A 26783-nucleotide genomic window follows, 5' to 3' on the forward strand; every position below is an offset into this window, starting at 1 on the left:
GCCGACGCCCCTCCTCGCTCACAGGCCGACCACGGCCCGCGCCAGGATGTTGCGCTGGATCTCGTTGGAGCCGGCATAGATCGAGGCCGCACGCTCGTTGAAATAGCGCAGCGGCGCCAGCGCCTGCCACGCCTCACCGCCCACGTAGCCATCCTCCGGCACCGCATGGAGCGGCGTCGGCCCGCCCGGGCGCACGGCATGGGGCTGATAGGCCAGCGCCCGGGGCCCCGCGGCCTCGAGCGTCAGCTGCGTGAGCGCCTGCGCGGTCTCGGTTCCCAGAACCTTCATCATTGAGGACAGCGCCCCCACGCTCGCGCCCTCCTGCGCGCCCGAGAGCAGGCGCAGTTCCATCGTTCCCAGAACGCGGATACGCGCGCGCAAGGCGGCAAGCCGCCCGGCAAAATGCGGATCTTCGATCAAGGAGCGCCCGTCGCCCCCCGCCTCCTCGGCTGCAAACCGTGCCAGCCGGGCGGCACGAGCCTCCAGGTCGGGCGCGTAGGCGCTTCCCCCACGCTCGAATTCGAGGAGGTACTTGGCCACCGACCACCCCTCCCCGACCGTGCCCAGCACCTGGTCGGCCGGAACGCGCACGTCGGAGAAGAAGACCTGCGACTGCACTTCCTCGCCCGAGGCCATGAGCATGGGGTGCACCTCGATACCGGGACTGTCCATCTCCAGCAGGAGGAAGGTGATGCCCTTCTGCGGGCGATCCTCACGCGCGGTGCGCACGAGCGCGAACATCCAGTTGGCCTCGGCCGCATGGGTCGTCCAGATCTTCGATCCGTTGAGCACGAAGGCATCCCCGTCGGCCCGCGCGGCCATCTGCAGCGAGGCGAGGTCCGAGCCTGCTCCCGGCTCGCTATAGCCCTGGCAGAAGAAGACCTCGCCCGAGAGGATGCGGGGCAGGAACCAGGCCTTCTGCGCCTGCGTCCCGAACCGCACCAGAACGTGGGCGACCATATGAATGCCCATGGGCGAGAGCGAAGGGGCTCCGGCCGCGATGCGCTCGCTCTCGAAGATGTAGCGCTGCGCCGCGCTCCAGTCCTGCCCGCCGTGTTCGACCGGCCAGTGCGGCGCTGCCCAGCCCTTGGCATGCAGGATCTTCTGCCAGCGCATACTGGCTTCGTGATCGGGGTAGACACTCGTTGCCAGCCGCCCCGCCGCGATCAGATCCTCATCGAGATTGTCGGCCAGGAAGCTGCGCACCTCCTTGCGAAAAGCCTCTTCCTGAGCGCTCCATTCCAGATTCATGCTCAGGACACCCCCGCAACCGGAGCTGGCGCACTCTGTACCATCGCGGCGAGGCGCTGCCCGATCAGATCCTCGGCATCGCCCACGATACGCTGCACCAGTTCGGCCACGCTTGGCACGTCATGAATGAGCCCCTGGACGAGCCCCGCCGTCCAGATGCCCCGGTCCAGGTCGCCGCTCTCCAGCCCCTCGCGTCCGCGTGCCCCCTTTACGAGGTGCGCGATGTCTTCAAAGGGACGGCCCTGTCCTTCCGCCTCCACGACCTCCTGCGAAATCGCGTTACGCGCGACCCGGGCCGTATTGCGGTAGCTGCGGAAGATGAGTTTGGTCGCGCGCTCGTCGTTGGCGACAAGCGCCTGCTTGAAATTGTCATGGATCGGCGCCTCGCGCGTCGCGCAAAAGCGCGTGCCCATGTTGATGCCATCTGCGCCGAGCGCCAGGGCCGCGACAAGCCCGCGTCCATCGCCAAAACCGCCGCTGGCCAGGATCGGCACCGAAAGCCGGTCGGCCGCCGCCGGAATCAGGATGAGGCCCGGAATATCGTCCTCGCCTGGATGCCCGGCACATTCGAAGCCATCGATGGAGACGGCATCAACGCCCATCCGCTGGGCGGACAACGCATGTCGCACCGCGGTGCACTTGTGGATCACCTTGACCCCGTTGGCCTTGAAATGCGCGACGTGTTCCTCGGGCCGAAAGCCCGCTGTCTCGACGATGCGAACGCCCGACTCGATGATCGCCGCGCGGTACTCGGCATAAGGCGGCGGCGTGATCGAAGGCAGGATCGTGAGGTTCACCCCGAAGGGCCTGTCGGTCATCGAACGCGTCCGCGCGATCTCCTTCGCGAGCGCCTCGGGCGTAGGCTGGGTCAGCGCTGTCAGGAACCCCAGGGCCCCGGAATTGGCAACGGCGGCAACGAGTTCGGCCACTCCCACCCACATCATGCCGCCCTGCACGACCGGATGCGCGATGCCGAATTCCCGTGTGAAGCGTGTCTGCAACATGCCCAGTGCCCTCCCAACGGCTCTTGTCAAATCTCGCACCACTGTTATTTATTCAACCAATTAATTCAAGAGGGGAGTTGCAGGATGGCCAGCGGACAGACCTTGGACGCCGTGCGTGAGAGCGCACAAAGCATCAACGACGTCACCACGTACGCGCGTGTCGGCACTGTTGCGGTCATCACGATCGACTCGCCCCCGGTGAACGCCCTGGGTGGTGCTGTGCGGCGAGGACTGATGGACGCCTTTGCCAGGGCGGCGGATGATTCGGAGGCGCACGCCGTTGTGCTGGCCTGCGCCGGGCGCACCTTCATCGCGGGCGCGGACATCCGTGAGTTCGATGCCCCCGATCCCGACGCCCCGGACCTTCTCGACGTCCTCGCCCGCATCGACGCTTGCCCCAAGCCGACCGTCGCCGCGATCCACGGGACCGCGCTGGGCGGTGGGCTCGAGACGGCGCTGTGCTGCCACTATCGCGTTGCCACGCCGTCGGCGAAGGTCGGCCTGCCCGAGGTCGCGCTCGGGCTTCTTCCGGGAGCGGGCGGCACGCAGCGCCTCCCCCGGATCGTGGGAGCGCAGACAGCCCTGGAAATGATGGTCCTGGGCAAGCCGGTCGCGGCCGCCCCGGCCCACGAGATCGGCCTGATCGACACCATCGTCGAGGGGGACCTGCTCGAAGGCGCCATCGCCTTTGCCCGGAACGCGGTGCTCAGCGGTGCGCCGCCCGTCCCCGTGCGCGAACGGAGCGAAGGCCTGTCGCTCCCGCACGATGCCGAACTCTTTGCCCGCTTCCGCGCCGACAACGCCCGCGCCTTCAAGGGCTACCAGGCGCCGGAGAACATCGTGCGCGCCGTCGAAGCGGCAGTCACGCTCCCCTTCGAGGCGGGCATGCGCCGCGAGGCCGAACTCTTCCAGGAGCTTTTTGCCAGCCGCCAATCGGCCGCGCTGCGCTACCTGTTCTTCGCCGAGCGCCAGACCGCGCGGGTTCCCGATCTCCCCACCGGCACGCCCAAGCGGCCGATTGCGAAGGTCGGAGTGATCGGTGCAGGCACGATGGGAAGCGGCATCGCCATGAATTTCCTCAGCGCCGGGATCCCCGTCACGCTGGTCGAACAGGAAGACGCCGCGCTCGAACGGGGCGTCGCCGCGATCCGGCGCAACTACGAAATATCGCTGAAGAAGGGCAAGCTCACGCCCGCGACGCTCGATGCCTGCACGGAACGGCTGCACCCCAGCCTCGACATGGCCGATCTTTGCGAGGCAGACCTCATTATCGAGGCCGTGTTCGAGAAGATGACGCTCAAGCAGGAGATTTTCGCCCGGCTCGATGGCATTGCCCGGCCCGGCGCCATCCTGGCCACCAACACCAGCTTTCTGGACATCAACGCGATAGCCGCGGCGACTTCACGGCCCGGTGACGTCATCGGCCTCCACTTCTTTTCTCCCGCCAATGTCATGCGTCTATTGGAGGTAGTGCGCGGCTCGGCGACGCGCCCGGACGTCGTCGCGACAGCGATGGGCCTCGCCCGCACGATTGCCAAGATCCCCGTGCTTTCGGGCGTTTGCGATGGCTTTATCGCAAATCGCATGATGACCCCGCGCATGGACGCGGCGCAGGCGCTGATCCTGGAAGGCCCCCTCCCCTGGGAGGTCGACAAGGCGATGGTCGCCTATGGTTTTGCGATGGGACCATTCGCCATGCTCGACCTGGTCGGGCTCGACGTGATCGGATGGGATCCGGCAACCAGCACCTCCTCCACGGTCACGCAGGTGCTGTGCGAGACCGGCCGTTGGGGCCAGAAACGTCAGGCCGGGTTCTACGACTATGACGCGACGCGCCGCCCCAGCCCTTCGCCTGTCACCGAAGCGCTCGTGCGCGAGTTCCAATTCCGCGCCGAAACGCAGCCGCGCCTGTTCTCTGGGGAAGAGATCGTCGAGCGCCTGCTGCTGCCTGTTGTCAACGAAGGCGCACGCATTCTGGAGGAAGGCATCGCACTGCGCGCCTCGGACATCGATGTAGCCCTGGTCATGGGCTACGGCTGGCCGCCTGTCACCGGCGGGCCGATGTTCTGGGCCGACACCGTGGGGCTCGAAAAGATCATCGCGAGGCTCGAAGCCATCGGAGAGACGCCCGCCCCGCTCCTGCGGCGCTTGGCCGATGACGGGGCCGCGCTCCACACCTGGCCCGCCACGGCCTGAGGGAGAGACGCAAGATGGCAGAGATATCCCGGCTCGACACCAGCCGCCGCACGATCTTTGAAAGCGAGCATGAACTCCTGCGCGATCAGGTCCGCAAGTTCTTCGCCAGCCACCTTCTTCCCCACCTCGACCGGTGGGAGGAGCAAGGAATCATCGACCGCGCCTTCTGGACGCAGTGCGGCGAGGCGGGCCTGCTGTGCCCGGGCATCCCCGAAGAGCATGGCGGGCTCGGCCTCGACTTCCGGGCCAACGCCGTAATCGGGGAAGAGCTGGCCTATGCAGGCTCCTCGGCGGGAATCGTGCTCCAGTCGGATGTCACAGCGGACTACATTGCGCACTACGGCTCCCCCGAGCAGAAGGCGACATGGCTTCCCCGGATGATCTCCGGGGAGGCGGTGGTCGCTATCGCCATGACCGAGCCGGGAACGGGCTCCGACCTCCAGGCGATCCGCACCAGCGCGCGGCGTGAGGGCGACGAATTGGTCGTCGATGGCGCCAAGACCTACATCACCAACGGCCAGCACGCCGACCTCGTCATCCTGGTGGCCAAGACCGACCCGACGCTTGGCGCCAAGGGCCTCTCGCTGGTGCTGGTCGAGGCGGACCGACCTGGTTTTGCGCGCGGGCGCAATCTCGACAAGATCGGCCAGCATTCCGCCGACACCTCAGAACTGTTCTTCGAAGGCGTGCGGGTTCCGGCCACTAATGTCATCGGCCAGGAAGGGCGCGGCTTTGCCTACCTTGTCCAGCAACTTCCCCAGGAGCGCCTGACCATTGCCGTGGGCGCGCAGGCGAGCGCCCAGCGCGCCTTCGACGAGGCGCTGTCCTTCACCCGCGAGCGCAAGGCCTTCGGCAAGGCCATCCTCGACTTTCAGGCCACCCGCTTTACCCTTGCCGAAATGGCAAGCGAGCTCCAGGTAGGCTGGGCCCACCTGGACTGGGCGATTGCCCGCCACGTGGCGGGCGAACTGACCGTGGAAGAAGCCGCCGCAGCCAAGCTCTTCCACTCCGAACTCCAGAACCGCGTATGCGACCGCGCGCTGCAACTCCACGGGGGGGCGGGCTACATGAACGAGTACGCGATCGCCCGTCTCTGGCGTGACGCGCGGGTCTCGCGCATCTACGGGGGTACGAGCGAGATCATGAAGGAGGTGATCGGCCGCGCGCTCTGAGCGTCCGATCACCTGTTCAGGTGTAGCGCGGATCCTCCCACCACGGGAAAAAGTCGGGCATGTCCTGCGAGACCCGATCGGGAAACTGCGCAGGACGCTTTTCCAGAAAGGCCCCGACACCCTCATGGGCATCGCCGCTGCGCCCGCGGGCGAGAACCCCGCGGCTGTCGATGCGGTGCGCCTCCATCGGATGCGCCATGCCCAGCCCCCGCCACATCATCTGCCTTGTGAGCGCCACGGAGACCGGCGCGCTCGCCTCGATATAGGACCGTGCGCGCGCCTGCGCCCGCTCCAGCAGACTCTCGCGCGGGACGACTTCGCTCAGCAGCCCGGCCCCCAGGGCTTCGGCGGCCGGGACCAGCCGCCCGCTCATCGTCCAGTCAAGCGCAGCCGAAATCCCGACGATGCGCGGCAGAAACCAGGACGAGGCCGCCTCGGGCACGATTCCCCGGCGTGCAAAGACGAAGCCGATACGCGCCTCCTCGCAGGCGAGGCGCACGTCCATGGGCAAGAGCATTGTCGCCCCGATCCCGACGGCGGCCCCGTTCACCGCGCCGATTACGGGTTTCAGGCATTCGAACATGCGCAGCGTCAGCCGTCCGCCGTAGTCGCGCGCGGCCTCGGAGGCATAGTCGATCGAACCGTCCGCGCGGACCGGCGAATCGGCACTGCCCGCGCCTTCGAATGCCTTGGTGCCCATTTCCAGGTCCGCCCCCGCACAGAAAGCGCGCTCCCCCGAACCGGTGACGATCACCGCGCCGATCTCGTCGTCGCTGTCGACCCGGTCGAAGGCGTGGATCAGCTCCTCCATCATCCGGATCGTATAGGCGTTGAGTTTGTCCGGGCGGTTCAAGGTGATCGTCGCCACCCGGTCGTGAACCGCAAGATCGATCTGCTCGTAAGCCATTGCCGTGCTTGCCATGGCACTCCCTCTCCTCGTGTCAATTCAGCGACTCCGAATGCCGTTTGGCAGGCCGGAAAGTGACCGAAACGCCTCCCATCGGGTCTAACGCCGACGCTACCCCTCCAAAATTCATTGTTCAATTAATTAAATTCGATGGTACGATATCACCGCGCCGGATCGGAACCGGCCAAGACTATCCGGGAGAGGGGAACAATGCCTGCTGAAACCGCCTATATCGTCGACGCGGTGCGCACCGCCGGAGGACGCCGCAAAGGAAAGCTCGCCGACTGGCATCCCGCCGACATGGCCGGGGCCACACTCGATGCGCTGGTCGAACGAACCGGCATGGATCCAAAGGGGATCGAGGACGTCATCATGGGCTGCGTGACGCAAGGGGGCGAGCAGTCGATGCACGTCGGGCGCAACGCGGTACTGGCCTCTTCGCTGCCCGAATCGGTGCCCGCCGTCACCATCGACCGCCAGTGCGGCAGCAGCCAGCAGGCCCTCCACTTCGCCGCGCAGGCCGTGCTTTCGGGTACGCAGGACGTGGTCATCGCCGCCGGGGTCGAATCGATGACGCGCGTCCCCATGGGCGCGACGATGTCGCTCTTTGCCGAAGCGGGCCTGGGCATACCCAAGTCGCCCCACCAGGAGGAGCGCTACCCCGGCATCGTCTTCAGCCAGTTCAGCGGCGCCGAGGCGATGGCCCGCAAGCACGGGTTCTCCAGGGACGACCTCGATGCCTTCGCGCTCGAAAGCCATCGCAAGGCCATTGCCGCCACGAAGGCCGGGCACTTCGAGGCCGAGATCGTCCCCCTTCCCATCGACACGCCCGAAGGCCCCGAACTCCACCAGCATGACGAAGGCATCCGCCTCGACGCCACGCTCGAATCGATCCAGTCGGTCAAACTGCTCGCCCCCGACGGCGTCATCAGCGCGGCCAATGCCAGCCAGATCTGCGACGGCGCCTCGGCCGCTCTCATCGTCTCGGAACGCGCGCTCAAGACCTTCGGCCTTACCCCTCTTGCGCGCATCCACAGCCTGACGGTCACTGCGGGCGACCCGGTGATCATGCTCGAGGAGCCACTGTTTGCGACCGACCGTGCACTCGAAAGGGCCGGACTCAAACTTGCGGACATTGACCTTTTTGAAGTGAACGAGGCCTTCGCCTCGGTCCCGCTCGCCTGGCTGCGCCATACCGGCGCCGATCCCGCAAAGCTCAATGTCCATGGCGGGGCAATCGCGCTTGGCCACCCGCTTGGGGCGAGCGGAACGAAGCTGATGGCAACGCTCGTCCACGCGCTGGGCACCCATGGCAAGCGCTATGGCCTCCAGACCATGTGCGAAGGCGGGGGCATCGCCAACGTCACCATCATCGAGCGCCTCTGAAGAGGAGAACCCCATGAAGATCGATACGACAACAAGCGCCGTCATCACCGGCGGCGCTTCGGGCCTTGGCGAAGCAAGCGCGCGTGCTCTGGCCGCGCGCGGCGCGAAGGTCGCCATCTTCGACCTCCAGGGCGACAAGGGCGAGGCTCTGGCCCGCGAACTTGGCGGCACGTTCTGCCGGGTCGACGTGACGCGCGAGGAGGAGATCGCCGCAGGCTTCGCGGCCGCGCGGGCCGCCCACGGTCAGGAGCGGATCCTCATCAACTGCGCGGGCACGGGCAGCGCATTCAAGACCGCCTCCCGCTCGCGCAAGGACGGGTCGATCAGCCACTTCCCGCTCGACATCTTCCAGAAGACCCTCGCGATCAACCTCGTGGGCAACTTTGCCTGCATCGCCATGAGCGCCGCAGGGATGCTCACGCTCGATCCGATGGAGGAAGGTGAGCGCGGGGTGATCATCAACACGGCGTCGGCCGCGGCCGAGGATGGCCAGGTCGGTCAGGCCGCCTATTCGGCTTCCAAGGCGGGAATCGTCGGCATGACCCTGCCGATTGCCCGCGACCTCATGGGCGAGGGAATACGGGTCAATTCGATCCTGCCCGGCCTGTTCGATACGCCGCTGATGAACGCTGCGCCCGCCCAGGTGCTGGACGCGCTCGCGGCCTCCGTCCCCTTCCCCAGGCGCCTCGGCGACCCGGCCGAATTCGCGGCGCTCGCACTGTGCATGGTGGAGACGACCTACTTCAACGCGGCGGCCGTGCGGCTCGATGGCGCTATCCGCATGCCGCCACGCTGAAGCCGAAAAACTGCGCGAACGCCGCGTCAGTTGACGCCGCGTTCGCACCCTTCCCAATAGGGATCGCGTAGCTTGCGGCGCATCACCTTGCCCGAAGGCGTGCGCGGCAGGCCCTCCACGAAGTCGACCGACTTGGGGACCTTGTGCCCACCAATCCGTATGCGCGCGAAGGCAAGGATATCGGTTTCCTGCGCCTCTGCCCCCGGCTTCAGCACCACGACCGCCTTGACCGCCTCGCCCCACCGTGCGTCGGGTACGCCAATCACGGCCACCTCGGCAATCGCGGGGTGACCGTAGATCGCGTTCTCGACCTCGGCCGGGTAGACGTTCTCGGCCCCGGTGCAGATCATGTCCTTGAAGCGGTCGCAGATATAGAGATAGCCGTCCTCGTCGAGATAGCCGGCATCGCCGGTCTTGAGCCAGCCCTCGGCATCGAGAACCTGCGCCGTCTTGTCCGCCGCATGCCAGTATCCCAGCATGTTGGCGACGGAGCGGGTTTCCACTTCGCCCACCTCGCGCACGCCGAGCGCGCCGCGCGTGGAGGGATCGACAATACGCAGCTCCACGCCCGGCATCGGCAGGCCCGCCGCGCGCATCCGCTCGTTCCCCGCCGGGTCATGGTCTTCAGGCGGCAGGTAGACCACGGTCCCGCAGGTCTCGGTCATGCCGTATTGCTGCACGAACTCGCAGGCGAAGACCTCGGTCGCCTCGCGCAGGAGATCGAGCGCGATGGGACTGGCCCCGTAGAGCATCGTGCGCAGCTGCGGAAAGGTTCGCTCGCGGATACCGGGTCGGGTCAACAAGATCTGGATCGCGGTGGGCACCAGGAAGGTCTTGCTTACGCTCTCTCCGGCCAGCGCCGCGATGAAGGCATCGGGCATGAACTCGGCGTGGATGAGGGTTGTCGCGCCATTGAAGAAGCCGACGATCGCCCAGCCCACCCCGCCGATGTGGCCGAGCGGCAGCGCGACGAGGTTGACGTCCCCCTCATCCCATTCGTTCCAACGCATCCCGGCACGCATCGCATCGCGCCGCCCGGAGAGGATATTGGCATGACTGAGCACCACGCCCTTGGGTTCGCCGGTCGTGCCCGAGGTGTAGAGCTGGAGCGCTGCGCTGGCCGGATCGACCTCGGGCAAGGCTCCGGTGGGCCGCGCGTGCCCGTGCCAGTCGTCGAACAGGCGGCACGAACTTCCCGGTCCCATCGCGATGCAGCCGTCGGGCCCACCATAGGCTGCGAAGCTGCCGAGATGGGCAAACTGGTCTGCCTCGAGGAACAGCAGGCGCGGCGCGCAATGCGCCAGGATCGCTTCGGCTTCGGGAACGGCCAAACGCCATTGCAGCGGCACCACGACAGCGCCAAGGCGTGCGGCCCCGAACAGGAGTTCGAAGAAACGATCACTGCCCTTGCCGATGAAGGCCACCCTGTCCCCGGGCTTCACGCCCTCAGCCGCCAGCGCATGGGCGACCTCGGTCGCGCGTCGGTCCAGCTCGCACCAGGACGTGGTCCGCGTGCCGAAGCGCATGGCCGCCCTCTCGGGGCGATCCTGCGCGAAATAGGCCGGAATGTCTCCCAGCCGCGGCATGCGCTCGAAGTCGATGGCCTGCGCCTTTCCGGCAGGTACACCGCTTCGGTGAGTTCGGACGTCTCCCATCGTCGTTCCCCTGTCCCGTTATCGTTCCGGACGTCTTATCTATCGACTCTCCATCAATTTAATTACTCAATTAAAAAACAGTGCGCAAGGCTGCTGTCAGACCATCACGCTTTCCAGAAGGATCCCAGCGACATGCTCGCTGTAGCGGCAGCGCAGATCGTCATCGATGTCCTCCACACCGAAAGCGAACTTGAGCGAATGGCGCGCATTGAACAGGTGGTCGCACGAGCCGATCACCGAGAAATAGAACATCATCGGGTCGATCGGACGGAACAGCCCCTCGCGCTCACCCTGCTCGAGAATACGGCGCTGCGCATCGGCCAGGGTCAGGGTGAAACGCTCGGCAATGAACCGTGCGGCCTCCGAATCGCTTTCCAGCGAAAGCGCGGCGACCAGACGGTTCATGTAGGGGTAGCGCCAGTAGGTCTTGATCACGCCGAAGACATGGTGGCGCAGCTTCTGATCGGCGGGCATGTCCGCGCTCACCAGGGCCTCCAGATTGCCGAACGTCCCGCCCGCATCGCGCTCCAGCAGCGCCATGAAAAGGCCCGCCTTGCTGCCGAAATGGTAGCGGATCAGCGCCGCATTGAGCCCCGAATGTTCAGCAATGTCGGCAAAGGTCACGTCGGCCGAATTGCGCTCGACCATGAGGCTGCTCGTCGCATCGAGCAACAGATCCGCCGTCGAGGCCTTCGCGCCCTTCTTGCGCCGTCCGGGCGAGCGCTTCCTCGCACCTGCTTCACCAACTGCCACTCATACCTCCCATGCGCCTGCCCCTGCAGGCCGATGTCGGACAGGGCTTCCTCGCGTCATAGCCGCGTGGACACGTAGCCCAGTTCAATCGCCCGCTGCGCCGTGCGCAGCCGACCGTTCTCTTCCAGCTTGGCGCTGGCCTTCTTCATGTGGAACCGCACGGTGGGCGTCGCGAGCCCGAGAATCGTTGCGATTTCGCTGTCAGTCTTCCCCGCCGCCACCAGCTTGAGGCACTGCACCTCGCGCCGGGTGAGCGCGCACAGGTCAATCTCGGGTGCGCCATGCGCGAGGGCGTCGCAGGCCGAGATGAAGCGCGCGGCCAGCCCGTGGAGCTGGAGGGCATGCGCCTCGAACAGGGGGCGCACATCCACCCCTTCCCCGTCGCTCGCCCAGACCACCGCACCCAACGTGCTGCGCGGCAGACGTACCGGCGCGATGATCGCGCTGCGCACGGCGTAGTTCACGCTGCGCCCCAGTTCCTCCAGACGGGGCGTCACCTTGACCGGGCGCCAGCTGCCCACGGCTCCGTCCATGTAGTAGAAGGGATCCCCCAGATTGCGGATCAGGGCGACCATGGCGTTGCGCAGCGCGAGATCGCCCTTCTTCCAGTATCCGGCCGCAGGGCGGGTGAAATCGAACAGGCTCGCAACCGGTTCGCCGTGCTCGTCCAGCGTGGGCCGCGCCGAGCTGATATCGGCGCAGGTCGCGACAAGCGGCAGCCCCAGGGACCGCCCTTCCTCGCGCAATTGGAGCGCCAGTTGTGCCAGTTCGCTGTTACCCACCATACCCCTATCAGATCCGATAGCTTCCGCTTCGGAAGTACAGAATGTAATTATGCAAGTAAACAAAATAAGGCCAAACCCCAGAAAGGGGAGGCAGGAGAGGGGAACGAGAGATGCGCAGAACAGCACTGGTCAGCAGCACGGCGTGGATGGCGATCGGAGCCGCCTTCCTGCCCCTTCAGGCAGCCCAGGCTCAGGACGAAGCCGCAAGACCGACGAGGGCCGAACCGAGCATGCCCGAAATCATCGTCACCGCCCAGCGCAAAAGCGAAAGCATCTACGAGGTCCCGCTGGCCGTGCAGGCGCTGGGGCAGGATACGCTGGAAGACCTGCGCATCGACGACGTCAACGCGCTGGCAACGGCGGTTCCGGGCCTGAGCGTCGCGCCGGCCTATTCGGGCGTGCCGATCTTCACCCTGCGCGGCATCGGCTTCAACACGGTCAATATCACCGCGACCTCGACGGTCGGCATCTACCAGGACGAACTCGCCTACCCCTACCCCTCGATGGCCGGAGGTCCGATCTTCGACCTCGAACGCGTCGAGGTGCTCAAGGGCCCCCAGGGCACACTCTACGGTCGCAATACAACCGCGGGCCTGATCGACTTCATCACCGCCAAGCCGCTTCTGGGCAAGACCTCAGGCCGCGTCCAGACCGAGTTCGGCAACTACCAGACCTATAACCTGGAGGGCATGCTCAACCTGCCGCTCGGCGATATCGCGGCGCTGCGCGTTTCGGGCCGCTGGGAGAACAGCGACAAGGGCTGGCAGGTCGACCAGTTGCGCGGAGATCGCCTTGGTGAGAAGGACCGTCTGGCGGGCCGCGCCTCGCTGCTCATCGAGCCGGGGGACGACTTCTCGGCCTTTCTTTCGGTCTCGGGCTGGCGCGACCGTTCGGACACGCAGGCCGGTCAGGCGATCAGCCTCAACCTCACCAACCGGCTTTCGCTGGCCGCGCCTTCGTTCGGGCCGGGTGATGCCAACGTGCCGGGCCTGCTCGACTATCTCGACACCTACCAGCCCACCAAGGCCAGCCAGGCCGGGTTCAATACCACCCAGCAGCTTTCGCAGACGCTGGGCCTTGCGCCGGGCATCGGTGCGCCAAAGGCCGACAGCGACTTCATCTCGGCCCAGCTGCGGCTGACCTGGAGCCCCAACGACCGCCTCAGCTTCATCTCGATCTCGGGCTACAACGACTTCTCGCGAAATGACGTGGTCGACTTCTCGGGCGCGCCCTACGAGATCATCGCCACGCGCTATGACGCGGGGATCAAGTCGTTCCAGCAGGAGTTTCGCGCCGAGATCGACGGCGATGGCTTCGACCTCACCCTTGGCGGGTATTACGCGCACGACAAGATGCACGAGAGCACCGTATTCCTCATCGGGGAGAACTCCTCGGTTCGCTACCTGCGCCTCGCCACGCTCGGCCTCATGGCCGACCCTGTGGCCAATGCGATCTTCAACACCTCGGGCTACACCCCGGCGGACGTCGTCAATGCGTTCCGCGCCGGCGGCGGCGGCGCACGCTCGAAGTCGGAGACGATGAGCGCCTTCATGAACGGCGAAGTCGAACTGACCTCGCAGCTCACGATGTCGGGCGGCATGCGTGTGGGGATCGACAAGACCGAGCTCAACGGGTGCTCCATCGACGTCAACGGCAACTACCTGCCCATCGTCAACACGGCCGCGCGCGCGATCATCTTCCAGACCTATGGTGTCATCGCCCCCGAGGTCGTCAAGAACGGCTGCACGACCTACGATCCGGTCACCAACACCGACCACGAGGTCTATTCACGTCTCAACGAGAGCAATTTCTCCGGCCGCCTTGCGCTGCAGTACGAACCCAATGCCGACACCCTGCTCTTCGCCTCGGTCGCGCGCGGGATCAAGTCGGGCAACATCCCCATCGTCCCGGCCAACCGTGCGGTGCAGTTCACGCCGGCGACGCAGGAGAAGCTCACCGCTTACGAGATCGGCGCGCGCCTGGGCTTCTGGGGCCACCGCGCGCAGGTCAATGTGACGGGCTTCTATTACGACTACACCGACAAGCAGTTCAGCTCCTACGTGCCCGATCCCACCTTCGGCGCGCTGCAGAGGCTGGTGAACATCCCCAAGTCGCGCGCCTGGGGTATCGACGGCGAGATCGTGCTCCAGCCGATCAACGAACTGACCCTGACCTGGAACGCGACCTACCTCGACACCAAGGTCAAGAACTACACCGGCGCGAACGCGGCCGGGATCCCGACCGACTTCAGCGGCGCGAACTTTTCCTTTGCACCCAAGTTCTCGACCAGCGGGACCGCGCTCGTGGTCGTGCCGGTGTCGACCAAGTTCGACTTCCGCGCCAGCCTCAATGCCAGTTACCAGTCCAGGACACACTCCGACTTCGGCGAGGATCCGTTCTTCGCGATCAAGGACTACTTCCTGCTGAACGGCAGCATCGGCGTGCAAAGCGCGGACGGAAACTGGGGCCTCTCGCTCTGGGCGCGCAACCTTACCAACACCTATTACTGGACCAGCGTGGTCGACAACCAGAACCTCAACGTGCGCTTCGCAGGCATGCCGCGCACCTATGGCCTTACCCTGTCCTACGGCTTCTGAAGGAGACACAGATGGCCCTCACGCAGACAGCTTCCGCTTCCACCGCCGACGCGGGTCCCGGCGCGAAGCCCGCCCCCCGTCCCGCCATCGACTTTGCCAAGCCGGCGGGGGCACCGGCCTGGTACGAGCCGGACTCGGTGGCCTGGCAGGTCTACAAGAACCCGGTCTCGCTGTTCATCGGGGGGATCACGGCGGTCCTTCTGGAACTCGGAGAGCCGCGGGTGCGCGAAGGGGTCTGGGGCCATTCGATCTTTCCCAAGGACCCGATCACGCGCCTTCGCCGCACCGGGCTCGCCACCCATGTCAGCGTCTATGCGCCGCGCGAGGTCGCCAGCAAGCTGATCGGCGGGGTCGTGCGCATGCACGAGAAGGTGCGCGGCACCACGCCCGACGGAGAACCCTACCACGCCAACGACCCGGTCCTGCTCGACTGGGTTCAGGCCACCGTCGGCTATGGCTTCATGGAGGCCTATGCGAAATGGTGCCGCCCGCTCAGCGACGAACAACGCGACCGCTTCTACGCCGAGAGCAAGCCCATCGCAGGGCTGTTCGGGGCGACCGGCGCGCCGCTCAGCCTCTCCGAACAGAAGGCCTGGTTCGAAGAGATGCGCCCGCGGATCGTCGCCCATTCGATCGTCTTCGAATTTCTCTCGATCATGGAGCGCACGCCCGCCGTTCCCGCGCCCTTGCGTCCGTTCCAGCGAATGATGATCCGCGCCGCCATCGCCACGCTACCCGAATGGACGCAGCGCCAACTCGGCCTCACCGACAGGCACTTCCGCCTTGCCGGTTGGGAGCGCCGGGTAATCCGAGCGCTCGGCGCCCTGTTCGAGCGGATCCCCTTGCGCAGCGCTCCCCCGGCGCAGGCGTGCCTGCGCCTTGGCCTTCCGGCAAACTGGCTCTACCGGCGCCGAGCCTGACGCAGCGGTTCGCGCCTAGCGCTCTTGCCCCTGACGGCGCACATGCTCGGCGACGGCGCGGATATGGTCACGGCTGAGGCCAGAGGCCATTTCCTGCATCTTGCCCGTGGTCATGGCCGTGACGATGCGCTCCAGCGGATAGGTCGCGAGCGTCTTAACCGAGGGCGCGCCCGAACTCGCCGCGCTGTGGCAACTTGCACAGCGCGCGCCGTAGACGGCCTTGCCCACGCTTGCATCCGACCCCGCCTTGACCTCGCGCACCGGGGCATCGGCGAAGCGGGGCGTCGTGGCCGTACGCCTGCCGAAGGCCTGCAACCGGTCGGTCCCCACGATCACCATGCCATCGACCACCGCCGGTTCGTTGTACTTGCCCGAAGTGTAAAGCGCGTTGCCGCTGTTCCAGAGAGGGCTCAGCGTCGCCTCGTCGAAGGCATGGAGCCGTGCCCCGGGCGCGTCGGGCTGGTAGATATCGACGCTGCGCGGTACATTGGTGTCGAGCACCCAGACCACGCCGCCCTTGCCCTCATGGCTCGAGACGACAGGCGCGCCCGGGTTCTGCAAGGTCACCGTCATCTCGCGCGCATCGACACGCAGGAACGGCGCCTTGCCCGCCTCGGCCACGACGCGGGCGCGCACGAGGCTGGGCGGTACGTTGGTGCCAAAGTCCTCCCCCTCCTTCGCGCTTCCTGCGTAGTAGAGATAGTGCGCCCCCTGCGCGCTGCGAAAGTGGGCGAGGACACTGCGGCTTTTCGCCGAATTGCCCATGCCTATGCTGTCCGAATAGGGCCCGAAGATCAGCGTGGGCCCGCGCGATCCGAACGCGGGCTGGTCTTCGGGCGCCAGCAGCGAAGGATCGGAGGCCGGATCCTCGCTGCAGGCCGGGCGGCGTGTGGTGCCCCCCGGCATGTGGTCGCGATCAAGGAGGAAGGCGAGCCCCTGCTTGGCGGCGCCCAGACCCAGCAGGCGGTGCGAGGTTGCACGCCCGGGCTCCAGATCGAAAGCCACTGCCCCGCTGCTGGCGATGTCGATGTCCGAGGCCGCCGTCTGGCAGTAGTTGAAGGGCGAGAAGGTTCCGGCAAGGACCAGTCCCTTGTCCGCCGTGTCACGGAACTGGAGGATCGACTGTCCCCAGGCGTGCTCGACTTCGGGGTAGACCCCGGCGATGCCGCCCTGATTGAGCGCGTTAAGTACGCTCGCGCCCGAGGCGATGTAGATGCGCCCTTCCGGATCGATGGCGGGTCCCGAGGCGCCCCACATGCCGCCCTGCTCCATCGTCTCGCTCGGCATCGAGGAGAAGGCACTGGAAATCGCCGGTTGAGCGCGGCCCCCGCCTTCGCGCGCCGTGTCGACCGAGACGAGGAAGCCCTGCATGTCCGGCCCGAAGGCAACGTAGAGCTTATCTCCGTCCCCGCTCAGCGCCAGCGCGCCGCGCTGGAAGTAGATCTGCCCTTCCACGAAATGCGAGGTGCCATTGCGGTTTACATCGGCGGTCACCGTGCGCGCACTGACCTCCAGCGGCCAGCCGGGCAGTTCCTCGCCGGTCCTAAGATCCAGCGCATGGATGTCCCAGACCCAGTCGCCCCGGCAACTGGTCACGTAGAGACGTCCGGCCTCCCTGTCGATCACGGGGGTGGCCAGGTTGCCCATCTGGCCGTCCTGGCATGGGCTGGGCGTCAGGCGGCGCTTCCACAGGATCGCGCCTGCCTCGGCGCCAGCTTGGTCCCCGGCATGGATCGCATAGGCATAGCCCGTGCTGCTGACCGCGTAGGCGAGCGCGAGGCGCTTTCCGGCAAACGCGCCCTCGGTGAAATCCAGATCGCCAATGTAGAGTGGCGAGGCGAAGAGGCGCGCGGGCTTCTCGCCAAAGCCATCGAGCTTGGGCGACTGCCAGATCTGGCCAAAGTCGGAGGCCGTGACGCTCTGGGGATCGAGTGCAGGCTCGCGGTCGGTCCAGCCCTCGCGTCCGGGCGAGACATGATAGGTGAGCTTTTCGGCCGCGCCCGAGGGCGCCTTCTGCGCGCCCGCATTCGCCATCGCGACACAGGCCAGGGCCAGAAACCCCGCCCCCAGCATCGCTTTGCTCACCGTCCGTGCCATCTCGCTTCCCCTGCCTGCCGTGCGCCGTGTTCGCGCAGCCTAGGATAGATGCGCCGGAGCGAGGCCCGACGCTTGCCACTTCTCGGCACGCGGATAGGCACCGGGCGGCGGCTCGACCCGGCGTCCACCTGTGGGGAGCCTGCCCGTCCACCCCACGCACCGCACGAGGAAATACCCGCCATGGTCACGCGTCGAACATTGAACCGTCTCATCGGCGGCGCCTGTGCCCTGGCCTCGACAGGAGGGTTCACCACACGCGCCATGGCCAATTCCGCTTCCGACATCACCTTCGCTCCGCCTCCGCCCGACATCTGGGACAGCCATGGCTGGGTGCGCCGCGCCGGTGGTCGGTTGCATTATGCAACGCTCGGCACGCCCGGTGATCAGCCTCCGGTCGTGCTCCTTCACAAGCTGGGGGGGCTGGGTTGCGGACTGGCGCGGGGTTGCGCCAGCGCTTGCCAAGGACCGCATGGTCATTGCCATTGACCTGCCCGGACACGGCGCCTCGACCTGGGACGGCACGCCGCCCGAGGTTCAGAGCGTGCACGAAACCGCAATGCTCGTGCGCGGGGCGCTGGCAGAGCTGGGCCGCGAGATGGGCTTTGCAAAAGTCCACCTTGCCGGGACCTCGCTCGGCGGGTGCGTGGCGGTCGCGCTTGCCGCGTTGTGCCCGCAGATGGTGGAGCGCCTCGCCCTTCCCTCCTGCGTTCTGGGCGCCGCGCGCACTTGGGACGAGGTCATGGAGAAGGAAGCCGGACAGGCCGGAATGTTCACGCCCGAAGGCGATCCCCTTCCCAGCCCCGCCGCGCTGTCCAAGGCCGTCTTCCACCTCGACGATGCGCCGCGCATCGCCGCCGAGCAGAACACGAGCCGCCGCATGGCCGGACGCTGGATCCGCCCGCAGGAGCGCGGCGTCGCGCTCACGGATTTTCCCACCCTCATGCGCCAGGTCGAGGCCCCCACGCTGCTTCTCTATGGCGAACGCGACACCTTTTTCCTGATCTATCGCGAAGAGGCCGAAACCCGGCTTCGCGATGTGCGCTCGGTCATCCTGCCCGATGCCAGCGGCTTTCCCGTCCAGGACCAGCCCGCCGCCACGGGCGCGGCGCTGGCGGCCTTCCTTGCAGGCACGGCGGACTGACGCGCGCCCCTCTCCTGCCTTACCCGCACCGCCCCGGATGCGCGGTGCAGCACCTTGGCATGGCAAGAGGCGACCGCATTGCAACAACTTGCCCCGGAAGACGAACGGCGCCCTGGTGCCTGCGGAATGCGCCCAAAGCCTGCAATTTGCGGGATCACCCCGAGTTGGACTTGGGAGAAACCCCGATGAGCCATCCCCTTCCCCGGCGCTAGAGTGCCCCTTCGCCGCAGGGCGTGCGGCAAGGGCGCAATCGGGCGCCGGGAGGACGATGAGATGGATCACGACGTGCAGCCAAGGGCCCGCCGCGCCCGACGTGCCACAGCGCTCGCAGGCGCGCTGCTGACTTCGGCGCTGTGGCAGGTGCCGGCCCAGGCCCAGACGCTGGCCGACAATTACTGGATCAACCTTCAGGCTTATATCCCCAAGGTCGACACCAAGGTGCGGGCCACCGCCAACACGCAGAGCGCCATCGGCACCGACATCGACATGGAGCGCGACCTCGCGCTCGACCGCAACGAGGTCGTCCCCGCCGTCTCGCTCGGCTCGCGCCTGGGCAAGGTGATCGTGGGCGCCGACTTCTTCCGCCTCGAACGCAGCGGCGAGATCGGGATCGCGCGCGACATCGTCTTCGACGGCACCACCTACCCCGCATCGGCCAGCATCGGCAGCAGCTTCGAGAGCGACGTCTACCGCTTCACGGTGGGCTATGCCTTCGTCCAGAAGCCCGATCTGGAGATCGGCGCGGCTCTGGGCCTCCACGCAACCGACTTTCGCATCTCGCTGTCGGGCGAGGCGGTCATCGGAAACGATGCCGTACAGGCAACAACCCGGGTCAAGAAGGTCTTCGCGCCGCTGCCTACGGTCGGCCTGTTCGGCACCTGGCAGGTGGCCCCGCGCCTCGAGGCAAGCGGCCGGGTGGATTATCTCTCGCTCAAGATCAAGGACTACGACGGCAAGCTCGTCAACGTGCAGGCCGGGCTCAACTACCGCGTTCTCGACCACCTCGCACTGGGGGTGGCCTACCGCTATGTGGACTACCGGCTTGGTATCGAGAAGGACGCCTGGAGCGGGCGCGTGCGCTACAAGATGAACGGTCCCGCCCTCGTTCTGCAGGCCTCGTTCTGAGCTGCGCCGGAGCGCAACCTCAGGGGCGCTCCATGAGCTTGAGGATCGGTACGCAGACCAGACCCGAGACGATGGCCGCGAGCGCAATCGCTGCAGGTGCCTGAGCCGCGTGCGGGAAACTGTGCGTTGCGATGGCGATGGCCGCGCCCGGGTGGCGCGAGGCGGCCGCCAACGCCAGCGCCTTGCGGTTGCCCACCTCCTTGCCGCCCAGCATGTAGCCCGCGAGCACGCCCGCCACGACCGCCAGCGCCAGAACCAGCAGCGTGCCCTGCCCGACAACGTGCGAAATCGCCGGGATAAGCCCCGCGGATAGTCCCACCACGCCCAGCAGCAGCAGAATGGTCCCTGCCCGGCTTGCCTTGCCCCCGACCTTGTCGACATGGGGGCCCAGCAAGGGCCGCGCGATGAGGCCCAGCACCAGCGGGATCAGGACCGTCACGAGCAGGGGCGCAGCCACGCTCATCGGGGTCAGGCTATGGGCATGGGCCTTGAGCAGCGCAGCGGCAACCGGCATGCCCCAGGGGGCGATCAGGATCGAGGCGAGGGTTGCCATGACGAGGAGACCGGTCGCATAGCCCGCACTCGCCCCCATCTTGAGCTGCTTGGCGGGCAGGATCGGCGGCAGGGGCGAAAAGGCAATGGCAACAAGCGCGACCTTCACGTCCGGCGAGATGTCGAGCCACCCCGCCAGGACGATCGCAACGGCAGGGACGACGAGGTACATGGCGGCCAGCGCGCCCAGCCCTTCGCGCCAGTGCACCACCATGTAGCCCAGATCCGCGACGCGGGCCCGCAACGCCAGCGCGAAGACCATCAGCATGATGCTGAAAGCCAGCGCCAGCTTGAGCACGAAAAGGAGGCTCATCGCGTTCCCCTACTGCGCCTGTCGGCCTTCGCGCCGCGAGTGATCAGCGCGGCGGATTGACCACGACGTACTGCACCGAAGAGCCCGCGTACTGGGGCTGGTACCAGGTGTTCCCGCATTGCGAGTAGCTGATGCCGTTCACGATCACCGTGCTGCAGTTGGGCGGAACGCTGCGCACGATCGATCCGACCACGGCCGCCGTGACCGCGACGGTGGCCGCAGTGCGTACCGGGTGCCAGTGATCGTCCCAGCTGTCCCAGTGGTCGTGATGATGATGGCCGCCGTGGTGACTGTTGTTCTCGTAGTGGTTGATGGTCACGTGCGAACTGCCGCGCGCGGGGGGACGGTGCCCATGACTGGGCCGATTGTGGCTCGGCCTGTTGTGGTTGGGACGCCCGGCATTGGGTCGATTGCCTCCGCCGTGGCTCGGGCGTCCGCGTGGCGGCGCCATGAGCGCGGCTTGTGCCGGCGCGTCGCTGGCCGCCACCGGAAGGGGCGTGGCCACGTGCGCGCCGCGCGTCGCGGCATCGACCGCAAGCGCGGGGAGCGGCACAGCGGCCAGAGCGATGGACAGCGTGCCGAAAGCCAGCACGCGCATGGGGTCACGAGAGGTCATTGCGCCGTCTCCTCGGCTTCGGGAACTTCGCTGATCGCGATGGGCGTGGCACCCGCGGGCGGCGTGAAGGCCAGTTCGGCCGCACTGACCGGGGTGGTGGTATCCCAGGTCAGGACCGCCGTGTACTGGGGCATCGCGGCATCGTCGCGGTTGGTGATGACCAGCTTGCAGGGAAGCGGACGGGGGCCCTGGTCGATCCAGACCTGCCAGTCGACGCGCTGCTGGCGAAACGCATAGTGCATGCACGTGCGGGAGCCGATGGTCTCGGGGCGAATGACCATTGCGCCAAGGATCCGGCTGCGCATGGTCTGGTCGGTCCCCCAGATGAACAGATCCGCCAGCGGCACTTCCAGACCGAACTCGGTGCGCGCCTTGTCGATGGTCTGGCCGATCGTCGGCGGGGCATCGAACGTGGCGTAGTAGTTCAGCTTGGGCGCGAAGAGACTGAAGCTCTTACCGTCGTAGAACATCTCCCGGGTCTGGGTGTCGGCCGTGCTGACGACGCGGAAGGCATCGGGCCGATGCACCTTGACCTCGACATGGGCGCCGAACTGGATCTTCTGCCCGGCCTCGAGCACGATTTCGCTCGTCGCTTCGGAGGTCACGGTGAAGCTGGCCAGCTGCTGGAGCGAGGCGCTCATCTCATCGAGGGCGGCCATCGCGGCCGGATCGATCGGATTGTCGGGGACTTCGGCGTCCGCGTCCTCCTGCGCGCCGGCCATGTGCGGAGCACCGACCGCCAGACAGGCCAGCGCAAGCGCTACGTGTCGCAAGTTCGCTTTGAACATAGACGTACATCCTTCCTCATACCGGGCGAACGCCCCGGACAGGCCCGGGATCGTGCGCGGTCCGCCCCTTTTGCCGGATCGAGTTCCAGCCCAACGACTATCGCCGCGCCCGCGCCCTCTCCCCATCGGGGAAACTCCTGAGTGCCCGGAGGTCTGACCCTTGCCGCGCCATCCCTTCCCGGCCCGTCACCGCCCGGCCAATCGGGATCATTGGGGAAACAGGAAGGTGGCGACGAAACGGGCGCCCCAGTTCGGGCCGCCTTCGGGCCGCTCGGCGTAGTAGCGCGCGCCGACCGCCAGACTGATCGGCTGCTTGCCGACCGAGTAGACATGGCTCACCACGAAGTTGATCGGCACCGTCCAGGTATCGCGCTTCCAGTCGCGCGTGGTCTCGGTGTTGATCGTGAAAGCGGTGGAATCGGGCAGTGTCTTGGTGACGAAGGGCTGGATGAAGGTGGCACTGACGCCCGGCTCGATGGAATCGCCCGCAAAGGACCAGATGTGGTTGGCAAGGAGGCCGTAGGTCATGCCCCCGCCCTGCTTGAGCACGACGGCGGTCGGCCCCGCGCCCCACTTCTCAGCCGAGAACCCGGTCTTCCCGGTGGGGTAGAGGATGGCCGGTCCGACACCCCAGACCAGCCCGTTCTTCGCCTCCTTGGGCGAGAGAAAGAAGCTCTGCACCACATCGCCAAGGCCGCTCATCCCCCCCGCGCCTTGCACCGTCTCGCCCTGGGTGATGATAGGCACGATGGTACGGGTGATGAGGTTCCAGTCCTCCCCGACCGAGAAGGGGATGACCGGCTGCACGTTCACGGTCAGCCGGTCCCCGTCGGCGGGGCCGTAGCAGCAGTCGTAGTTGAACTGGATGGGCACCGAGATGAGGTTGGCGACCGGATTGGCGAGCTGCTCGGCGAGCCCCGCGCTCGAGCTTTGTTCCGCCGGCGCATCGCTTGCCACCGAGACCGCTTCGTCCTCCTGCGCATGGACAAGCGGGGCCGCCAGCATCAGAAGCGCGCCGCTCGCAACGGATATGGCTCTTTTCATGTCGGAATTTCCTCTGGCAGTGGCTTTGCGTGGCGCATCCTCCCGGAAGCGCCAGCGTGCGGGTATCGGGATTAACCCGCAGTCCCCAAGGACCGTGCGGAGCGCCATCGCAGCACGGCGCGTCCCCGGCTGCGTCAGCCCGCAGGCATGTTCATGTGGATCGGCACCGTGAAATCGAGCCAGAAGGAGGTCCCTTCGAGACGATTGGTCGTGTCGATCTCCTCCATGATCCGGCCCCGGAACGTGGCCGGAACGCCGGCCATCATCACCGTCGTCGCGGCGGTCGCCCCCACCGCGACGACCTCGCCCCGGAAGGGGCCCAGCATGCCGCGGTCATCGCTGACCTGCTTCTGGTAATAGCCCTGGATGCCCAGCGAGAACTTGGGCGAAAGCGCCTTCTCGATGGCGCCCTCAATGTGGATCTCATCGCCGCTGTCATAGCCGGAATCGCGGTTGTCGCCGTTTGCCGTATACCCGGCCTTGGCGCTGATATCCCAGCCGCTTTCCGGATCGTGCCAACTCAGGGCGAGCGAGCCATCGACGGCCCAGCGGTGCAGCGAGAGGTTGGCAAGGCCGCTCTCGCGGTAGTGGCCGATCGGCACGTTGGTCATCGTGGAGAGTTGGATATGCAGCTTGTCGGCCTGCCACCCCAGTTGCGTCAGGACCACCGGGTCCCCGGTGGTGAGCGCACTGTCGTGGAGAGAGCCTGTCAGCGTCGTCCCGCCCGCCGGCCCCGTCAACAGCCCCTCGGCATCGATGATGGGCGCGCCCAGAGGCATGGTGACGCCCACCGCCAGAGTTCCGCCCAGAAAATTGGTCGAAGGCACCGCGAGCAGGGTGGTGAAGTCGGCAACGATCGTGGTGTCGAGACCCAGCGTGATATTGCCATTGACCGGAATGCGCCGGTTCGCCTCGGCCGAGCCGTCATAGACCCAGACCATCTTGTCGAAATAGAGCCCTTCGAGCGGGGGCATCACCGCGGTTCCGGGGCCGCCCGATCCCAGCAGGTAGAGCGAGGCTCCGCTCTCGGTCGCCTCGGCGCCCGGAGCCCCGAACGCAAGGCCCGCCATCCCCAGGACGAGGGCCAGAGGCCGGTGACATGCCCACTTCATCATACGATCTCTCCACTCCAATGGGATCATCGATAGCCTAGGATGCCAAGCCCGGCGGCGAATCCGGATTTACCCGCAGGCGCGGCGTGGATCGTTCCCCACACGCGCGCCTAGAACGCCTCGCCGATGCCGAAGTAGTAGGCTGCGCCGTCCTTGCCCCAGGCTACGTCAAAGCGCAGGTTCACGTTGTTGGCCTTGGATGCGAGGTAGCGCAGACCAGCCCCGCCCGAGGCCAGCGTATGGCTGTGCTTCCAGATATCCCCGCTCGATGCGGCAATGCCCCCGACACCGGCGAAGCCGACCACGCCCAGCTTCGGGGTGAGGCGCTGGCGCACCTCCAGCTGGAAGGCCCAGGTGGCTCCGTCGCGGTAACGCCCCGCCTCGTAGCCACGAAGATCCCCGTTCTTGCCGAACATGCACAGGTCGTAGAACGGCGCATTGCCCTTCACCGCGCAGGCCGTCTTGCGCACGGCCAGCACCGTGCTGTCGGTGAGCGAGAAGTAGCCGGTCGACAGCAACTCCAGCTTGCGATGCTCGAAATCGCTGCCGAGAAAGTCGGCACCGAACATCCAGGTTCCCGTGACGAGGACCCCCTTGCTGGGGTTGAAGGGATGGTTGCGGGTATCGAAGGTGAAGGAGGGGCCTATGGCCGAAACCGTACTGCGCCGCTCGATGGTGGGCAGGTTCAGGTCGGGGCGGTTCGGTGTCGGAATGCCGATGCTCGAACGAATGCGCAGGTAACTCACGCGCGCGCCGACGTGGAGGTTCGAAAGCAGCCCCTTGTCGAAGAGCCGGACCTCGCCATCGAGATAGGCCGATGTTCCCCGGTTGCGCAGGTCGACCGAAACCCCTGCATCCCCGGCATTGGGGCCGATGCCGTAGAAGTTGAGCCGGGCATCGCCGTAGCCGCCCATTGCCGCGACCCGGAACCGGTCCTGACCAAAGGACATCTGGTGGTAGAAGCCCGCCCCCCAGGTGTCGGTGCTGGTGTACCCGGCCCCGACACCTGTCACCCAGGGCGTCGGCTCGTCCTTCGGGTTGTAATAGAGCACGCCCGTCACGGCGAGGCCGGTGCCGAGCGCCGGATTGGAAACAGGGATCGGCGCAATCAGCAAGTCCTTGCCAAAGCGAACCTTTCCTCCCTCCTCGGGCTCTTGTGGCCCCCCTTCTTCATCCATCGCCTGCAGCGTGTCTGCCTGCGCGTCGATCTCCCTGGCGAGGTCTGCCGATTGCGCCCGCAGCGGGGCCGACAGAACCAGCGCCCCGGCCAGAGCGACACCCGTCCCCCAAAATCGTACCTGCCGCCCTGTCCTCATCACGCTCCCCGCACCGTCGTGGTCGCAGGCAGACTGCACGGCTTGAACCGGGGCAGCCATCGGGTGTTCCCCCATGGCGGGGACATGACATCCCGGTCCGGTTCGGGCGCGCAGGCAGCCGCCTCGGGATTTCCCCCGATGGCCGCAGATGCCTGTGCCCGCCATGCTCGGACCATGTTGCACCGCATCGCGCTCGTCTCGCTCGCCGCCTGTCTGGTCGGCGCACCGCTTCCCGCTCTGGCACAGGACCTGGACGAGGGCCCTGTCGGCCCGGCCGCCCCCACCGACGAATTCGCGGCCGACACCCGCACCTCGTCCGAAGCGATCCCCCAGGTCGAAGAGGAAAGCGCACCGCAGGAGCCACGCCGCCGCCTCTTCCCCCTGGGCGGCAATGCCGCACGGGCCCGGGGCTACCGCATCCCGGAACCCTATGGCCTGGGCATGCTGATGGTGTGGAACACGACCAACTTCAATTCGCACGACCTCTCGGCCGCCGTGGCCAAGGGAGCGGCCCCGGAGCCGGATGCGAACATGCTCCCCCTGCCCTCGGTCACCACGAGCCGGCTGGAGGGCGACAACCGAATGCTCGGCTTCAAGGCCGATCTATGGGTCTTCCCCGGGGTCAACGTCTTCGCCTCGATCGGCAAGGTGCGCGGCACCAACCGCATCGACATCGACATCGATGCCGATGCGGTCATCCCCTTTCCCTTCTGCCGCCCCGCACGCCCGTGCGGCACGGTGCATCTCCCGGTCGAGACCAAGGTCAACAACACCACCGTCACGCTGGGCACGCTGCTCGTCTACGGCAACGAACACTGGTTCGCGCTAGGCTCGATCGCGAAGACGGTGAGCATCTCTTCCAAGGAGCGCTCCGACGTCAAGTCGACCAACGTCGGCTTTCGGGCAGGGCCCCGCTTCCGCCTGGGCGAGGACACCTATTTCGCACCCTATGTCGGAGGAAACTACTTCGACCTCGACACCACCGTTCGCGGCGTCGTGGCCAGCGGCCCGGTCTTCGAGGACGGCGAGGCGCTCTACCTGCGCTATGAGGTCGGAATGGAGACGAGCCACCCTTACGCGCTGGTGACGGGTTTCAACGTCGAGCTCAATCGCCACCTCTCGCTGCAGGCGGAAATCCAGGCAGGCGCCACTTCGACGCGCGTACTCGCGACCACCGGGGTACGCTTCTGATCGCAGATACCGTCTCAGGGTTTATACCGATACCGACCTTCAGGTAATCCCGATATCCCCTGAACC

The 26783-nt window shown here is 66.6% G+C and carries 22 protein-coding genes; 9 read left to right on the plus strand and 13 right to left on the minus strand.

What is annotated here, in order from left to right; all coding sequences use genetic code 11:
- Positions 1-18: 18 nt before the first annotated feature.
- Together MTR65_RS01295 and MTR65_RS01300 are read right to left on the minus strand one after the other, a co-directional pair.
- Entirely contained in the window at positions 19-1251 is a 1233-nt protein-coding gene (locus MTR65_RS01295) for an acyl-CoA dehydrogenase family protein (protein WP_243796498.1), read from the minus strand.
- Positions 1252-1253: 2 nt separating this feature from the next.
- The gene (locus tag MTR65_RS01300; RefSeq protein ID WP_327194306.1) at positions 1254-2255 is read right to left on the minus strand and encodes an NAD(P)H-dependent flavin oxidoreductase; all 1002 of its coding nucleotides are present in this window, start codon (positions 2253-2255) and stop codon (positions 1254-1256) included.
- An 84-nt stretch (positions 2256-2339) separates the two neighbouring features.
- Here MTR65_RS01300 and MTR65_RS01305 point away from each other — a divergent pair, with 84 nt between their 5' ends.
- Both MTR65_RS01305 and MTR65_RS01310 read left to right on the plus strand, forming a co-directional pair.
- Complete coding sequence (locus MTR65_RS01305) at positions 2340-4451, plus strand: 3-hydroxyacyl-CoA dehydrogenase NAD-binding domain-containing protein (protein ID WP_243796499.1); 2112 nt, start codon at positions 2340-2342, stop codon at positions 4449-4451.
- Between the two features lie 14 nt (positions 4452-4465).
- Entirely contained in the window at positions 4466-5623 is a 1158-nt protein-coding gene (locus MTR65_RS01310; protein ID WP_243796502.1) for an acyl-CoA dehydrogenase family protein, read from the plus strand.
- A 16-nt stretch (positions 5624-5639) separates the two neighbouring features.
- Here the strand turns inward: MTR65_RS01310 and MTR65_RS01315 are convergent, their stop codons facing one another.
- Positions 5640-6530 (minus strand): crotonase/enoyl-CoA hydratase family protein, encoded by an 891-nt coding sequence (locus tag MTR65_RS01315; protein ID WP_243796697.1) that lies wholly within the window; start codon positions 6528-6530, stop codon positions 5640-5642.
- A gap of 210 nt (positions 6531-6740) precedes the next feature.
- On the opposite strand from MTR65_RS01315, the gene MTR65_RS01320 reads away from it, so the two are divergent.
- Both MTR65_RS01320 and MTR65_RS01325 read left to right on the plus strand, forming a co-directional pair.
- Positions 6741-7916, plus strand: coding sequence for an acetyl-CoA C-acetyltransferase (locus tag MTR65_RS01320; protein WP_243796506.1), 1176 nt, complete (start codon positions 6741-6743; stop codon positions 7914-7916).
- Positions 7917-7929: 13 nt separating this feature from the next.
- Entirely contained in the window at positions 7930-8712 is a 783-nt protein-coding gene (locus tag MTR65_RS01325; RefSeq protein ID WP_243796508.1) for an SDR family NAD(P)-dependent oxidoreductase, read from the plus strand.
- 26 nt (positions 8713-8738) lie between these two features.
- Here MTR65_RS01325 and MTR65_RS01330 read toward each other — a convergent pair whose 3' ends face one another.
- The 3 genes from MTR65_RS01330 to MTR65_RS01340 form a co-directional block, all read right to left on the minus strand.
- Entirely contained in the window at positions 8739-10367 is a 1629-nt protein-coding gene (locus tag MTR65_RS01330; protein WP_243796511.1) for a long-chain-fatty-acid--CoA ligase, read from the minus strand.
- A 96-nt stretch (positions 10368-10463) separates the two neighbouring features.
- Positions 10464-11120 carry a TetR family transcriptional regulator gene (locus MTR65_RS01335; protein WP_243796513.1) on the minus strand — a complete coding sequence of 219 codons (657 nt, stop codon included), beginning with the start codon at positions 11118-11120 and terminating at the stop codon, positions 10464-10466.
- Between the two features lie 56 nt (positions 11121-11176).
- A complete protein-coding gene (locus MTR65_RS01340) occupies positions 11177-11905 on the minus strand; it encodes a response regulator transcription factor (RefSeq protein ID WP_243796514.1) in 729 nt (242 codons plus the stop codon).
- Between the two features lie 110 nt (positions 11906-12015).
- Between MTR65_RS01340 and MTR65_RS01345 the strand changes: the two genes are divergently transcribed.
- Together MTR65_RS01345 and MTR65_RS01350 are read left to right on the plus strand one after the other, a co-directional pair.
- Positions 12016-14502, plus strand: a complete 2487-nt coding sequence (locus MTR65_RS01345) for a TonB-dependent receptor (RefSeq protein ID WP_243796515.1) — start codon at positions 12016-12018, stop codon at positions 14500-14502.
- 11 nt (positions 14503-14513) lie between these two features.
- Positions 14514-15422, plus strand: a complete 909-nt coding sequence (locus MTR65_RS01350; protein WP_243796516.1) for an oxygenase MpaB family protein — start codon at positions 14514-14516, stop codon at positions 15420-15422.
- Between the two features lie 15 nt (positions 15423-15437).
- Here MTR65_RS01350 and MTR65_RS20210 read toward each other — a convergent pair whose 3' ends face one another.
- Entirely contained in the window at positions 15438-17507 is a 2070-nt protein-coding gene (locus MTR65_RS20210; protein ID WP_243796517.1) for a c-type cytochrome, read from the minus strand.
- A 391-nt stretch (positions 17508-17898) separates the two neighbouring features.
- Between MTR65_RS20210 and MTR65_RS01360 the strand changes: the two genes are divergently transcribed.
- Positions 17899-18660: an alpha/beta fold hydrolase gene (locus tag MTR65_RS01360; RefSeq protein WP_243796518.1), complete on the plus strand. Its 762-nt coding sequence runs from the start codon at positions 17899-17901 to the stop codon at positions 18658-18660.
- A 273-nt stretch (positions 18661-18933) separates the two neighbouring features.
- Complete coding sequence (locus MTR65_RS01365; RefSeq protein ID WP_243796521.1) at positions 18934-19785, plus strand: hypothetical protein; 852 nt, start codon at positions 18934-18936, stop codon at positions 19783-19785.
- 19 nt (positions 19786-19804) lie between these two features.
- On the opposite strand, the gene MTR65_RS01370 is transcribed toward MTR65_RS01365, so the two are convergent.
- From MTR65_RS01370 to MTR65_RS01395, 6 genes are all read right to left on the minus strand, one after another.
- The gene (locus tag MTR65_RS01370) at positions 19805-20650 is read right to left on the minus strand and encodes a hypothetical protein (protein ID WP_243796523.1); all 846 of its coding nucleotides are present in this window, start codon (positions 20648-20650) and stop codon (positions 19805-19807) included.
- Between the two features lie 43 nt (positions 20651-20693).
- Positions 20694-21266, minus strand: a complete 573-nt coding sequence (locus MTR65_RS01375; RefSeq protein WP_243796525.1) for a hypothetical protein — start codon at positions 21264-21266, stop codon at positions 20694-20696.
- The gene (locus MTR65_RS01380) at positions 21263-22054 is read right to left on the minus strand and encodes a DUF2092 domain-containing protein (protein ID WP_226633385.1); all 792 of its coding nucleotides are present in this window, start codon (positions 22052-22054) and stop codon (positions 21263-21265) included. The genes MTR65_RS01375 and MTR65_RS01380 overlap by 4 nt, the downstream gene beginning before the upstream one ends.
- Before the next feature lie 207 nt (positions 22055-22261).
- A complete protein-coding gene (locus MTR65_RS01385) occupies positions 22262-23098 on the minus strand; it encodes a hypothetical protein (protein ID WP_243796527.1) in 837 nt (278 codons plus the stop codon).
- A gap of 134 nt (positions 23099-23232) precedes the next feature.
- Positions 23233-24213 carry a SphA family protein gene (locus MTR65_RS01390; RefSeq protein WP_243796530.1) on the minus strand — a complete coding sequence of 327 codons (981 nt, stop codon included), beginning with the start codon at positions 24211-24213 and terminating at the stop codon, positions 23233-23235.
- Positions 24214-24320: 107 nt separating this feature from the next.
- Positions 24321-25586 carry a BamA/TamA family outer membrane protein gene (locus tag MTR65_RS01395; protein ID WP_243796532.1) on the minus strand — a complete coding sequence of 422 codons (1266 nt, stop codon included), beginning with the start codon at positions 25584-25586 and terminating at the stop codon, positions 24321-24323.
- Positions 25587-25610: 24 nt separating this feature from the next.
- On the opposite strand from MTR65_RS01395, the gene MTR65_RS01400 reads away from it, so the two are divergent.
- The gene (locus MTR65_RS01400) at positions 25611-26717 is read left to right on the plus strand and encodes a porin family protein (protein WP_243796533.1); all 1107 of its coding nucleotides are present in this window, start codon (positions 25611-25613) and stop codon (positions 26715-26717) included.
- The last annotated feature ends 66 nt before the right edge of the window (positions 26718-26783 follow it).

Source organism: Novosphingobium mangrovi (assembly GCF_022818885.1).
GTDB lineage: Bacteria > Pseudomonadota > Alphaproteobacteria > Sphingomonadales > Sphingomonadaceae > Novosphingobium > Novosphingobium mangrovi.

What these genes read in the sequence shown, in the direction of transcription:
- MTR65_RS01315 (WP_243796697.1), bottom strand. Translation starts at nt 6,530, where the DNA reads ATGGCTTACGAGCAGATCGATCTTGCGGTTCACGACCGGGTGGCGACG.
- MTR65_RS01380 (WP_226633385.1), bottom strand. Translation starts at nt 22,054, where the DNA reads ATGTTCAAAGCGAACTTGCGACACGTAGCGCTTGCGCTGGCCTGTCTG.
- MTR65_RS01375 (WP_243796525.1), bottom strand. Translation starts at nt 21,266, where the DNA reads ATGACCTCTCGTGACCCCATGCGCGTGCTGGCTTTCGGCACGCTGTCC.
- MTR65_RS01365 (WP_243796521.1), top strand. Translation starts at nt 18,934, where the DNA reads ATGGATCACGACGTGCAGCCAAGGGCCCGCCGCGCCCGACGTGCCACA.
- MTR65_RS01350 (WP_243796516.1), top strand. Translation starts at nt 14,514, where the DNA reads ATGGCCCTCACGCAGACAGCTTCCGCTTCCACCGCCGACGCGGGTCCC.
- MTR65_RS01325 (WP_243796508.1), top strand. Translation starts at nt 7,930, where the DNA reads ATGAAGATCGATACGACAACAAGCGCCGTCATCACCGGCGGCGCTTCG.
- MTR65_RS01300 (WP_327194306.1), bottom strand. Translation starts at nt 2,255, where the DNA reads ATGTTGCAGACACGCTTCACACGGGAATTCGGCATCGCGCATCCGGTC.
- MTR65_RS01320 (WP_243796506.1), top strand. Translation starts at nt 6,741, where the DNA reads ATGCCTGCTGAAACCGCCTATATCGTCGACGCGGTGCGCACCGCCGGA.
- MTR65_RS01310 (WP_243796502.1), top strand. Translation starts at nt 4,466, where the DNA reads ATGGCAGAGATATCCCGGCTCGACACCAGCCGCCGCACGATCTTTGAA.
- MTR65_RS01385 (WP_243796527.1), bottom strand. Translation starts at nt 23,098, where the DNA reads ATGAAAAGAGCCATATCCGTTGCGAGCGGCGCGCTTCTGATGCTGGCG.
- MTR65_RS01345 (WP_243796515.1), top strand. Translation starts at nt 12,016, where the DNA reads ATGCGCAGAACAGCACTGGTCAGCAGCACGGCGTGGATGGCGATCGGA.
- MTR65_RS01295 (WP_243796498.1), bottom strand. Translation starts at nt 1,251, where the DNA reads ATGAATCTGGAATGGAGCGCTCAGGAAGAGGCTTTTCGCAAGGAGGTG.
- MTR65_RS01340 (WP_243796514.1), bottom strand. Translation starts at nt 11,905, where the DNA reads ATGGTGGGTAACAGCGAACTGGCACAACTGGCGCTCCAATTGCGCGAG.
- MTR65_RS01395 (WP_243796532.1), bottom strand. Translation starts at nt 25,586, where the DNA reads ATGGCTGCCCCGGTTCAAGCCGTGCAGTCTGCCTGCGACCACGACGGT.
- MTR65_RS01390 (WP_243796530.1), bottom strand. Translation starts at nt 24,213, where the DNA reads ATGATGAAGTGGGCATGTCACCGGCCTCTGGCCCTCGTCCTGGGGATG.
- MTR65_RS01370 (WP_243796523.1), bottom strand. Translation starts at nt 20,650, where the DNA reads ATGAGCCTCCTTTTCGTGCTCAAGCTGGCGCTGGCTTTCAGCATCATG.
- MTR65_RS01330 (WP_243796511.1), bottom strand. Translation starts at nt 10,367, where the DNA reads ATGGGAGACGTCCGAACTCACCGAAGCGGTGTACCTGCCGGAAAGGCG.
- MTR65_RS01305 (WP_243796499.1), top strand. Translation starts at nt 2,340, where the DNA reads ATGGCCAGCGGACAGACCTTGGACGCCGTGCGTGAGAGCGCACAAAGC.
- MTR65_RS01400 (WP_243796533.1), top strand. Translation starts at nt 25,611, where the DNA reads ATGACATCCCGGTCCGGTTCGGGCGCGCAGGCAGCCGCCTCGGGATTT.